Consider the following 12,150-nt stretch of genomic DNA (forward strand, 5'->3'; position numbering starts at 1 on the left):
CGGCTTCGAGGCGAGGCCTTTGTCGATCCATACCTGAGGCCAACGATGATTTTCGATGTCTCGCCGCAGCGCATAGAGGGACTCGACGCAAACGGGCTTGTCGAGGTTCTTCGAAGGCTTCTGCATGCCGAAGCACAGTTGGCGGGAATCCAACTGCGCTCAGTATCGGTTCCGCTGCAAATTACTGTGGCTGACGGTGGCGAGGACGCTCGGATATACTGGACTGGTGGCCACGAGCAGACCAACTATCTTCCATCGCGCTATTGCATCTTCCAGGCAAAGGCGGGCGACCCCGGCCCTTCGGGTTGGAAGAAAGAGGCTTGGACCAAATCGAGCCGCAAGACAAACGCAAAGCGAAAACTCTCCAAGGCGTTGATCAGTGCGGTTGAGAACGGCGCCTCATACATTGGCTTCACTTCCACGGGACTAGTGGGGCCTGCATACGATGAGCGGATTCAAGCGATCAGAGACGGCATCGCAGAAGCCGACGGCGATCCCACGGTCTTGTCAGGAATCGACATCTACGACGCTAACAAGATTGCGGCCTGGGCCTCGCAACATCCTTCAGTAGCGGTCTGGCTGAATTCGCGTGTCCTCGGAATTCCTCTCGCGGGGTTCACGACACGCGATGGATGGGAAAAGCAGGTCAACCGCGCCAACGTGAAATACGTAGCCGATGAATGCGCAAGGTTTTCACTGGGAGGAGAGATACGCACGACGGAGAGAAGAGATCCCGCTAGAAACACGGTGAACGCTGAGCAAGCGAGGGAACGCCTTCTTGCCCACCTTCTCACATCCGGCAACTGCGTGAGAGTAGTCGGTCCTTCGGGCGTCGGAAAAAGCCGCTTCGTGTCCGAAGCGTTCAAAGGCGCTTCTGACATCGCGGAACTTGTTACGGAAAATGCAGCGATCTTCTGTGACTACAGGATTGTTGGATATCATCAGCTCGTTCAGGTGGCGCAGTCCATCGCCCATGCTTCCTCGTCGGCAATCTTGGTTGTTGACGAATGTCCGCGCGAGGTTGCGAGCGAACTGTCTGATATCGCTGCGTACGAGGGCTCTGAGCTTCGCATCGTCACGATTGATATCGAGGAGAGGGAACTTCAAGGAAGCAACTTCCTGAGCCTCAACATCGGACCGAGTGATCGGGCTCTTGTGGAGGCAATAATTAGGGAGCGCCTGAACAGTGCAGACAGCGCAACGGTCGACTACGTTGCGGACCTCTGCGGCGGGTTTCCTCGAATTGCTGTCCTAGCGACGGAGAGCAATGAAGGAAAGCCGCCAAACCTTAAGTCGATCGAAGATGTTGTTGAGCGCGTGCTGAAGGGATCCGGCGTTGTTGAGCGCGACCATCGTCGGGCCGTTGAATGTTTGTCGCTATTCGCAAGATTGGGTGCGGACGACGACGACACGGAAATATTCAACACCATAGCATCCAAGCTGGCTGGCTTGGATGGGGACCGAATGTACGAGTACTTGGTCGAAGCGGCTAGGAATGGTCACGTTGTTGACCGCAGAGGCAGGTTCTTTGTCGCTCAACCGGAACCTATCGCACGATTTCTTGGTAGAAGGCGTCTCGACGCCAGTCGCGCCACAACCGTTCTTAGTTTTGTTCAACAGGCGCCAGATAGAGTTCTCGCCCTCTTCTTCGAGCAATGGCGCTACTTCGATGAAACCAGGTTGGCGCCCACAGTAGCTCAGCGGCTACTTCAACCCGAATCGATGCTTGGCACCTTTGAGGGACTGGATTCGGAGCGAGGCTCGTCATCGCTAAACGCGCTTGTCCATGTCGCGCCGGACGCGGTCGCTGCCACGCTACACCGTGTTTTTAGGCAAACCTCCCTGGACGAGTTGAATGCGTCCCGTGTTGGACGCAGGCAGATAGTCTGGGCTCTAGAAAAGCTAGCCTTTCGTCGCCAGACGTTTGCGATTGCCGCCCGGCTTCTGATGCGATTGGCAGCCGCTGAGAATGAGTCGTGGGGCAACAACGCACTTGGTCAGTTTAAGCAACTTTTTCAGCTCCAATTGAGCGGCACGGAGGCAGGCCCAAGTGAGAGGTTTGTGGTCTTGGACGAAGGCCTCGCATCCAGCGAGGATGCGGTGATCGATGTCTGCCTTGAGGCGCTCGCTCGAACGTTCGAAACAGCACACTTTAATCGAGCTAGCGGAGCTGAGAAAATCGGTACACGGCCCGCGCTAGTTGATTGGCGGCCCACCACCTGGGGCGAGATTTTTGAATTTCACCGTCAAGGACTTTCTCGGCTTACGGCCGTTTGGAGGCGAGGTGATGGCCGCGCGCCTCGCTGCGAGACGATCTTCACTACGCATCTACGCGGGTTACTCTCCGATGGTCTATTCAACGACATCAAAGCATTCATCGCGGAGGTTCGGACTGTCAAGGAACAGTGGTTTGAGGCGCTAGAGGCTGTAGGAGACTGGTTGTATTTTGATGCGGAGGGCACGCCCCAGGAATTCGTCGACAAGGTAAGATCTCTATACGACGACCTCATGCCTACTGACGTCGTCGATAAAGCATTGCTCTACACAAAGTTCTGGCGCGCCGATATTCGTGATCCCGACTCTCGCTACCGATCAGGATCGGATGGGACTAAGGATTTCGACTATTCTACCCGCATGGCGCGGAAGATTGCAGTAGAGATATCAGTTGATGCTTCGCTCTCAAGACGTGCTGTCGAAGTCATGGCCGGTCAGAAGCTAAATAGTGGATTTGAGTTCTCGAACGAGTTGGCTTTGCGGGCGGCGAATCCGGTCGAACTGCTGGAGCTAGCTGTCCAGACATACGAAGCCTCGACGAGCGAAAAAAGTCTGCAGTTCATAAGGGGACTTTTGCACGGTATCGATAAGCGAAATCCCGATGAAGGTACCCGTGCGCTAGAGGTGCTGAGGGATTACGAAACCTTCAAGAACGATCTGATACGCGCATATACAGCAGTATCGATAACACCAGCCCGCCTTGCTGAGATCGTTGAAGCGTTGGATAACGGAAGTCTCAACCCGGGCGAATGTGTTGTGCTCTCTTATGGCCGCGGACTTGACGGACTTGCAGCCAACGAGCTTCAGCCCTTCCTGGACGCGCTCGCCCGCCGCAACGACGCGGAAGGAATCTGGAGCACGATGCAGGTGCTGCAGATGTATCAGCTAGGTCGTGATCGACTGGACCCGATTATTGAGACGACGATCAAGCACCTGCTCGCGTCTCCGGTAGTTGTCGCAGAAGGAGTGGAAACGAATCGAGACGGGTTCGTTTTTGAGTCTTTACTCGAGATTGTCAGTAAGAGGGGCACCCTGGACGAGGCGTTCGTGGGCGCGTTGTGTGATCAGATCATCGCCTTGTGCAAGACCCGAGACTACGATGTGTTTTCGGCACTCGATGGACCGTTCAGGAGTGTAACCGTGCTACTCGTGCGGACGACGCCTTTAGTGATTTGGCATCAGTTGGCGCGGTTTTATGAGAATGCGAGTCCTATCGAACGGAATCAACTCGATGCGCTTGTCGGGGCGCCTGAGAGTGCAGAGGAGTATCAAAACGCGGGTGTCCTGTTTGGAGTGCCAGAATCCGCGGTTTTCGACTGGGTGCGGGGGGATCCGAGGCTCCGCTCCGGCTTCCCATGCGATTTCTATCCGATATTGGAAACTGATGCGGCAGGCGACGCGCACTGGCATCCATCTATGCAGCGGCTCGCTGATGAATTCGGGAAGTGGAAAGCGTTTCAGGTGGGCCTCGCCGCCAGACTCCGTCCTTCCTCCTGGTGGGGGTCGAGAGTTCCGTTTTTGAACGCTATACTCGCCCCACTTGAGTCCTGGTTTTCTCACCCGACTCCAGAGCTGGCCATGTGGGCGCGCGAGACCCACAGTGCGCTGGAGCGCGAAATTGAGCGCGAGCAGACCAGCGATGACGAGGACCGGCTTTAGGCGCTGACTGTTGTGGTCATCTCGCGGATGCCTCTGTAGAAAACTCTCATTGATCTCAACGCGGCCTCAGGTGCTTCGCGACTTCACGATATTCTTTCAAGTGGCATGAGCGTGCGCCTGAAGGGCCAGCGAAACTCCAGTTCCAGATGCTTCACAGCAGGGTAGGTCCGCTTGAGGGACAGCAACAGTCCTCGCTGACGGCGGCACATGGCCGATGCTCGATCCGTACTGGATGTCCGCTTCCTCGGCAAAGCGAAGTTGGAACGGATGGTTTTTGATATCGCCTTTGGCAGGAAGACAGTTCGCTCTCTGAAAGCGGGCACGCGTCTCTGTTCCTCTGACATAATCCACGCGGCAGCTCATCTGAGGACGTTTGGGGTGTTCAAATTGTTGCGTAAAATGGTGGCGCCGTAAGCGTTGTCTGCCAGAAGCTCAGTGGCAAAGGCAGACGGCGTGTCTCGGTCGACCAATATCGTTACCGAATGCCGCGCCCTCGTTAAGGCCACATAGAAAAGTCTTCGCTCCTCGGCATGTTCAAAGCGCTCGGGCGCTGGGAGTACAAGTTCGAGCAGCGAGTCATCAACGATCTGAGATGGAAAGCCCATTCGACCGCGTGCAGCCCGCAAGATGACTACGTGATCGGCTTCAAGTCCTTTCGAGCGATGGACCGTCAAGAAGCGCATGTCGAGTTCTGGGAACTCCGATGCCAGGGCTGCCAGATTGTCCGGCTGCACAAACCGATAACGCCCGAGAAGAAGAACGCTCGCTCTTCCAGTCGACCGCTGTTGGATTTCGTCCAACGCCCCCCGCAAGGCTTTGGCTTCGGTGCTTCGTGTATAGTGCACGATCTTGATCGCTGGGGCGTGAGCTTCTGCGGCAGGAACCATTCGTTTTTTAAGCTGCGCTGGATTCTGCAGTACGAACTTGCGCGCTGCGAGCGCGATCCGGTCGGAGTTGCGGAACGTTCTGCCAAGATCCACCACGTGGTGCACGCCGCCCGAGCCTGCGAAGGTCCCGCCGAAAACGTCGCCGAACTTTTGCATCAGGCTGAGATCGGAGCCAGCGAAGCGATAAATTGATTGCCAGTCATCACCAACGGCAAAGATGCGGGCGTCTGAATGTTGCGCCTTCAGAGCTAGAAGTAATCCGCCTCTGCCGTCCGATATGTCTTGGAATTCATCGACCAGCAGGTGTTTGTATGGGCTGGTATACCGTCCAGATCTTACATGGTCAGTGGCGCGACTGATCATGTCCTCGAAGTCAATCCTGTCTCCAAGACGCTTTTGATACGCTTCGAAAACAAGCTCGAAGATCTCGAGGAACGCTTGCTCCCGCTGGGCATCGGAGAGTGGTCCGACTTGCTGACGGCATTCCTCCACCGACAATTTGCAGCTCTTGAAGTGCCGCAGGAAGATGCCGATCGTTTGTGTGAAGGCGTCCAACTGTCCCAGCTGGGACAGCCTCTCAAATGTCTTCTCCGGCGGAATTGGAGCAGTCTTCGTGTAAGGTTCAAGCTTCTTCTCAAGTCCGGGAAGCAACCGCCCTTCGACGTTCTCGTAACTATACGTTTCGATCAGTATGGTGCCGTGTGTCTCGTGCACTTGGCGTTTCCACGCCATACCTTCGAGATAGATGTCACGGTCAATATGGGGTGCCGTCGTCAGGCGCACGTCGCCGCCGGGACCACGCTCCTTGCGAACCCCAAAATGTTCGATATAGACGCCGCTTTCGGTCAGCCGAAAATCAGGCGTGTAAGCGCGCCGGTCGTTGTTGGAAAGCTCGTGCTCGTAGTCCGGCTCGTATTCGTATTCGATCCCGTTGAGATATAGCCAATTCGCAATCAGCAGTTCCTCGTAGCTGCGAACTCGCTCACCTTGAAGGGTCCGCAGCTCGTTGTCGTCAACGTAGCGGGCGTACTCATCTTCTGAGTTAAAATCCCATTCTGTCTTCCAGGGCCGATAGAACTCTCCGAACCAGCGCAGCAGAAGCGCGCAAGCCTTGGGTTGAGTCGCAACTTCGTTCATCACGACATCACGCAACAGAGCAAAAAACTGCACGTCATCGCTTGCATGCGCTGCAAGGGCTGGCGCCTGACGTTCTACCTGCCGAATGATCTCATAACCAAGCGAATGGAATGTCATTGCATCGACAGGAGCTCCGCATCGCTGCCTGATCCTTCCGGCCATCTCCTCAGCAGCGTCGCTGCCGAACGCAAGCAGGAGGATCTCATTGGGAGGTCGAATGCCGCGCTTGATTAGATACGCGGCCTTGGCGACGATGACGCTCGTTTTGCCGGACCCGGCGCCCGCAAGAACAAGTGTGGCGTCCTCATCCGTGACGACTGCCAAGCGCTGTTCATCTGTCAGCGGATGAGCCTCGATTGCATCGAAGAACTCCCTCATTTCGATCAGTTCTGTTTCGAGAAAGGTTTTTATCGCTGTCTCGCGAAGCTTCGCGGGCTCGTCGCGGACTTCTGCCGCGGCGGCAAATATGCGCATCTGATCGTCGGACATCAGATCGCTTGGCGCCGACTTAGGCAATAATTCAAAAATATCCTGAGCCCGCTCTATGAAAGGGTTCAACAAGCAAGCGGCTGGGTAGCGTCTTGGCTGCTTCAACCGCTCGTTTATCAGCGCCAACGCTCGGAGTTCGGTCTCCGCCTGTTCGAACAGTGTAGTTATGTAACGGTTGCGGGTTTCATTTGCCGCCTGCACGAAGGGCGGAACGTCTGCTGCCTTGAAACCGGACGCACGCCATTCCGTACCATCCGCGAGCAGCAAGACAATTGTCCCGCGACCCGCATCCCGCGCGCAACCTTCCATTTCGGCAAAGGAGATTTGAGGGCGCTTATCTCCGGAGAGTTCGATACCGGAAGCGTTGAGGCGGATGCTCCGAAGCGGGCTCCCAAGCAGGCTGTGCAATAGCCATGAATAGGCGCTTCTGCGTAACTCACGGGAGTCCTCTGCCGGCATTTGGTTCTCGTCGCGGTTGTTCGTCGTCGAATTTTTTGAGACAGTTTTCGGGTTGATGGCCTGGAGGCTTCCGGGTCATTTTGAGTTTAGATTTATGCTGCTGTTTTGAAGTGGGTCAATCTACACGGGCGCTGTCGCAACCTGATGCGGATAATGCCAGCTGCAACGTATCGGTGACGTTGCCTTCGCGTCGGCACAGCTCCGCGATCGAGACCTCGCCGCGCAGGCAATCGAGCACAATGCAGATTTTCTCTTTGGCCGAATACTGTTTGCGCGTGGCCCGCCGGATATCGCGCATGAGCCGTTCCGACGGGCTATGCCTCCGAGCCCATGTAACCGACGATTGAGAGTGATCGTATGGCCATTCGTATCGAACGTGGTCTCGGCGAAATTGATTTTCTCGCTCTTTATTCAGTCGCTGCGATGATCCCGAAATCCTCCAGTCGTCAAAACGCCAATTCTGTCTCACAGGTGTTGATGCCGGACACCGAAGGCAACCGGCTGTCGTGATGCGTCCAAGGAAATCCTCTCACAGGCGCAAAGTTGGAGCGCTGAAGCTGGCCCGAGGCGAGCGCGTATACTCTAGCGCCCTTCACCGCTGACAGAGAAACGGTGGGAGTGAGCACGCCACCGATGAGCGGTTGACCTGCTTTCGGCGGCTCGTAAACCTAGCTCACGGACGGCTGCGCACTGGGAAGGTCTAAGGAAGATACTGTTGCGCCTGTTGCATTGCGTCAGAGACAATTCTATCGACGTCGAACTCCGATCGCGGAATAGTAGACGCCATAGGGTGATGTTGCCGCAGATGCTGAGCGTAGTAATGCAGTGCTTCGAGTGCTCTGTCGAGCTTCGGGATGTTCATCGTGCGTCTATTGTCGAGGTGACCGAGGAACTTGTCGCGGTAGATCAGAAACTCATCGACGTACCCTCGCCATCCAGCCTCGTCGGTGCCCGCCAAGGCATAGAGTCCACAAGCAAAGTCGTGATGCTGCGCGGTTGGAAGCGTTCGCGTCCAATGCTGGTTTTCCCGGTCCGCGAAGAGCTTGCACCATTCGAATACGCCAATATCCAAAAAGTTGTTGTCGATGCGCCGCTGGATGTCTTGTAGGTGGATTGACACATCCTTATGCGTCATCGTTCTCGCGCCGCGGAAGTAGCCCAAATTGCGGGCTGCGGTATGTATGACGATGACCAGGCGTCGAAGCTTCTCGAGATCGCTGAGAGGAGACTCCGTCATCAGTGTGGCGTCCAAGAATGCGCGGCCCGATCGAAGTGGATAGTCACGTGATAGCTATAGTCAGGTGGTCATAGCACACTTAAGGCAGCCTCATGAGATTCTCCGAAAACGGCCCTGATATCCCTTCTAAGCTTATCGATGCAGCGCTTCGCGGGGAGGTCGTCTTCCTTTGCGGCGCTGGAGTCTCATCGCCGTCGGGTCTGCCGAACTTCGAGGACTTGACCAAGAGAGTGTTCGCTCATCTAGGTTTGGCGATGGATGCCGCCGAGCAGCATTCGTTCGGGACGAAGCGCTACGAAGAAACCCTCGGCTCGCTTTCGAGACGCCTTGCCGATCGGAGAAGTCTGTACGACGCACTTTCCATTGAGCTTGACGCGGACAAGGCAGCTGGCACGCAAGCGCATGCAACGCTTTTGAGGCTCTCGCGCGACTTCGAGGGCAGGCCCGCGCTCGTGACCACGAATTTCGATACGCTCCTTGAGCGGGCTTTGAACGAGCTAACCAAAGAGCAGGTCCGCGACAAGAGCTTCGCGAGCGCTCAAGTTCCGGCTCCAGCAGGACCGCGCTTCGAAGGCATCATCCACCTGCATGGCAGGCTCGCCGACACGAAGCTTGGACTTGACGAAAGCGATCTGGTGCTCACGAGCGCCGACTATGGTGACGCCTACCTCCGCTCGGGATGGGCGGCCCGCTTCCTGTACGATCTTGCGAGGACACGAATGATCGTGCTCGTGGGCTACAGCGCGTCCGATGCACCTGTTCGCTACATCCTCAACATTCTTGAGGCGGATCGAGAGCGTTTCCCCGATCTCAAGACGATATACGTGCTCGATCAGGCAAAGCCCGACACTCCCAGTCCATCGGCCGCTTGGGACGCGATAGCCGTTGAACCGATCCTCTTCACCGTCAGCTTTCAGCAATTCTGGGCCGATATGGGCGCCTGGGCTGATCTTGTTGAGCTGCCTCGCCGATGGCGCAAGGAGAGACTTGCCGAACTCGCCGGCATGCAGATCGACCAAGTTCAACCCTGGGAGCGGGACCAGGCGATCTGGATGTTGAGCCAGCAGGATGGCATGGATCTGCTGGAGCACCTCCCCTTCTCACCTCAGTGGATCGAGTTCGTCAGGAGCCACAATCTCGTCAAGCCCAACAGCGGCTCAGATTGGGCGCTGTGCAGGTGGGCGATTGCCCATTTTGATAGCCCTCTCGCCTTCCAAGAGGTGTTGAAATCTGCTGGTGCTATTGGTGAGCATGCCGCAGCCCTGTTGTTACGAGGGCTCGATGACAAGAATCGCAAGCCTATTCCTCCTCATCTTGAGCGGGCGTGGCGCCTGCTTGCGATCAGCTTGCGTCAGACGAGGCCGCAGGATCGATGGATGCACTATGCGGCCTTTGGACGAGTGAAAACGGACACTGCCTCGGGCGACGATCTGCGAGAAATCCTCCAGCTGTTCACACCGAGACTTCTCATCAGCATGCCGTATTCGTCTCACGACGTATCCGAAGGGGAGCCTACTCTATCGGCACTCTGCCGGCGCGAATTCAAGACGCAACGGCACCCAAGACTCGAAGAGTTTTTGAACGTTCTCCCTCCCACTTCAGCGGCCATATGGCCGCTTATTCAGATCGCCTCCGGAGCACTTATTGAGACGCTGCTGCTGGCCCGCGACGCCGAACGCACCGGCGCTCGCTATGATCTTGTTGGCTACGATGTTCCGTCCGTCGCAGATCATCCACAGAACGCGCACCATGATGGCTTCTTGCCCCTCGTTCGCTTGTCGGCCGAGCTTTGGGTTCGGCTGCTAGCCATCGAACCGGCCAAAGCACAGGTCGTCGCCGAGACCTGGAGGCTGAGCGATTTTCCGGTTGTTCGCAGGCTGTGGCTCTTTGCCCTGCATCAAGACGCTACCGTTAGTGCATCTGAGGTCATTTCAGCGCTCGTCGCGATGCCTCTTGAGGACTTCTGGGATCACCGGAAGGAGATCATGGAGCTGCTCCGGGATCGGACGAAGGATGGGCAGCGGATTGATGAATTGGTATCTAGGATTGTTGCAGGCCCACTCCTCGACAATGAACCCGACGATGAGGTGCAGCAACGCATCCGTGACAATGCCGTCTGGATATACTTGCAGCCGCTGGTACTTGGAGGAGGGCCACTGCCGACGGCAGTGCAGACAGCCCTTGACGATATCAACGCCCGCAAGAAGTGGATTGATCGACCCTTTGAGGAAAGCAATTTCTTCAAGGCGTGGTTAGGCGACGTTCGTAGCGGGCCATTCGGTGATGCGGCGCCCCTTGCTCAAGCACCGATAGAAAAGAGGGTCGAGATCGCGGCAGAGCTTGAGCAGCAGCACACGTTTGATCAATCTGATGTTTGGCAGGTGTATTGTCACGATGATCCCGAGGGAGCCCTTGATGCTCTCGTGGCATCGGCCGCGGTCACTGGCCAGATTGATCGATGGCGGAGCCTTCTTTACGCGATAGTTGGGCTAGGCAGTGCAACAGAACAAGCGAAGACGCGCGGGGCCGCGCTTTGCATCCGCGTCTTCAATATCGTGCCTCAGCATCCAACTCATGAGCTTAAAGACCTCTCGCATGCCCTCGTTGATCTCTATGGCTACGCTGTGGAAGTTGGCGCGCCAGTCGTCGAGGGGACTTGGGACTTCCTTTGGGAATGCTCACGAGCCGCCGACCATCAATTGACCGAGATTACTTCTCGCGAGGACCCCGGCTACGCGCTTATCTCCCAGTCCATCAACTCTTCGCCCGGCAAGCTGGCGCGCTTGATGGTCAATCGTCTCGGTCCTTCGTTGCAATTAATGCAGCCCGCAGATCAGGCGAGTACAGCGGAGCGGCTCGCCATGATGACGCTAGATCCATCAGCGATGGGGCAACTTGCCCGCGCTATTCTTGTTGAGTTCGTGGCCTGGGTTCACCATTCCCTTCCGCACCTAGTCGACGACCTTAAGCAGCGGATGAGTGGTAGCGATGCCGAAGGATCGGCGTTGCGCTCCATATTGGTAGGCGCCAGTCCAAGTGTCGGTGCGCCCCTGATGGCCCGGCTGAAAGAACCGCTTCTGCTCGGCGTTGTCGAGCACAAGGGGGAGAGCGCGACGGCATCGAATGCTGCTATGCGCTTGGTCGCCTACGTTTTCCATGACCTAGATCGTCCGGCGGATGATCCCGCACGGCTCACACCCGGCGAACCCAAATCTCTACTCTCGAAGGCTAGGGCGGAAATTCGCGCTGAAGCTGCGGAAACCATGGCCAATTGGCTAAGCCGAGAGACAGAGCATCCGCGGGATGAGCTTTGGCGCACGAAATATTCGAAGGTGTTCGAACAGCTTTGGCCACCCGAAAAACTGGCGCAGAGCAATCGTGCGGCCGTGCCTCTTGCAAGGCTGGCAATCGCGGCAGGCGACGCCTTCCCCGAGGCGCTCGGCGAGGTCAGGCCGTATATTGTCGCGCTCGACGAGGATTGGCCAACGCTCTATTTCATGACGAGCGAAGATGCCAAGGCGGTTGTTGATCGCTTCGCTCCTCAGGCGCTCGAATTACTCTGGCTTATGCTGAAACCCGCGTCGAGGGGGCAGTGTTCAGAGCTCGGCGAAACTCTCGATCGCATCAAGGCCGCAGAGCCATCGCTGGAACGAGACAGACGCTTTCAATTGCTTCAGACGAGGGCATTGCGGCTCTAGGCGCTATGTCCAGGAGCCGGTCTCACGGCACCACGAAGCGGCTCGGCCGACTTGTAAGCTCCCTCGCCGAGTAGCTATCCCAATTCGCGGGCGTAAGGGAGCTGAGATACATCAGTGAATCATGGTGCTGACCTAGCGGGGGAGCTTCAATATGGGCAGTACGGCAATCTTGGTCGCTAACACTGACCTGCCCCCTCGCAACTGGACCGGTGTGAGTTAGAATTTTCCAGTTTTGCGTCCGTGTCGAAACAGGGCCGGTCGAGGGAGCCATGAAGGCATCGAAGTTTTCGGAAAGCCAGATCGCATTCGT

General features: G+C 56.7%; 6 protein-coding genes. 3 read left to right on the top strand and 3 right to left on the bottom strand.

All coding sequences use genetic code 11. The annotated features are described in order from the left end of the window. Positions 1-45: 45 nt before the first annotated feature. The gene (locus C6Y62_RS15580; RefSeq protein ID WP_173954703.1) at positions 46-3,933 is read left to right on the top strand and encodes an ATP-binding protein; all 3,888 of its coding nucleotides are present in this window, start codon (positions 46-48) and stop codon (positions 3,931-3,933) included. A gap of 359 nt (positions 3,934-4,292) precedes the next feature. On the opposite strand, the gene C6Y62_RS15585 is transcribed toward C6Y62_RS15580, so the two are convergent. Further along, a complete protein-coding gene (locus C6Y62_RS15585; RefSeq protein ID WP_173954704.1) occupies positions 4,293-6,905 on the bottom strand; it encodes a UvrD-helicase domain-containing protein in 2,613 nt (870 codons plus the stop codon). Between the two features lie 115 nt (positions 6,906-7,020). Next, positions 7,021-7,203 carry a hypothetical protein gene (locus tag C6Y62_RS15590; protein WP_173954632.1) on the bottom strand — a complete coding sequence of 61 codons (183 nt, stop codon included), beginning with the start codon at positions 7,201-7,203 and terminating at the stop codon, positions 7,021-7,023. 59 nt (positions 7,204-7,262) lie between these two features. Between C6Y62_RS15590 and C6Y62_RS15595 the strand changes: the two genes are divergently transcribed. Further along, complete coding sequence (locus tag C6Y62_RS15595) at positions 7,263-7,415, top strand: hypothetical protein (RefSeq protein ID WP_173954705.1); 153 nt, start codon at positions 7,263-7,265, stop codon at positions 7,413-7,415. Between the two features lie 190 nt (positions 7,416-7,605). On the opposite strand, the gene C6Y62_RS15600 is transcribed toward C6Y62_RS15595, so the two are convergent. Further along, positions 7,606-8,142: a hypothetical protein gene (locus tag C6Y62_RS15600; RefSeq protein WP_173954706.1), complete on the bottom strand. Its 537-nt coding sequence runs from the start codon at positions 8,140-8,142 to the stop codon at positions 7,606-7,608. A 92-nt stretch (positions 8,143-8,234) separates the two neighbouring features. On the opposite strand from C6Y62_RS15600, the gene C6Y62_RS15605 reads away from it, so the two are divergent. After that, the gene (locus tag C6Y62_RS15605; protein WP_173954707.1) at positions 8,235-11,840 is read left to right on the top strand and encodes an SIR2 family protein; all 3,606 of its coding nucleotides are present in this window, start codon (positions 8,235-8,237) and stop codon (positions 11,838-11,840) included. Positions 11,841-12,150: the final 310 nt, after the last annotated feature.

Source organism: Hyphomicrobium sulfonivorans, from assembly GCF_013306565.1.
GTDB classification, from domain to species: domain Bacteria; phylum Pseudomonadota; class Alphaproteobacteria; order Rhizobiales; family Hyphomicrobiaceae; genus Hyphomicrobium_A; species Hyphomicrobium_A sulfonivorans.

Coding starts and splice junctions, on each gene's coding strand:
- C6Y62_RS15580 (WP_173954703.1), top strand. CDS start 46: ATGATTTTCGATGTCTCGCCGCAGCGCATAGAGGGACTCGACGCAAAC.
- C6Y62_RS15585 (WP_173954704.1), bottom strand. CDS start 6,905: ATGCCGGCAGAGGACTCCCGTGAGTTACGCAGAAGCGCCTATTCATGG.
- C6Y62_RS15590 (WP_173954632.1), bottom strand. CDS start 7,203: ATGCGCGATATCCGGCGGGCCACGCGCAAACAGTATTCGGCCAAAGAG.
- C6Y62_RS15595 (WP_173954705.1), top strand. CDS start 7,263: ATGGCCATTCGTATCGAACGTGGTCTCGGCGAAATTGATTTTCTCGCT.
- C6Y62_RS15600 (WP_173954706.1), bottom strand. CDS start 8,142: ATGACGGAGTCTCCTCTCAGCGATCTCGAGAAGCTTCGACGCCTGGTC.
- C6Y62_RS15605 (WP_173954707.1), top strand. CDS start 8,235: ATGAGATTCTCCGAAAACGGCCCTGATATCCCTTCTAAGCTTATCGAT.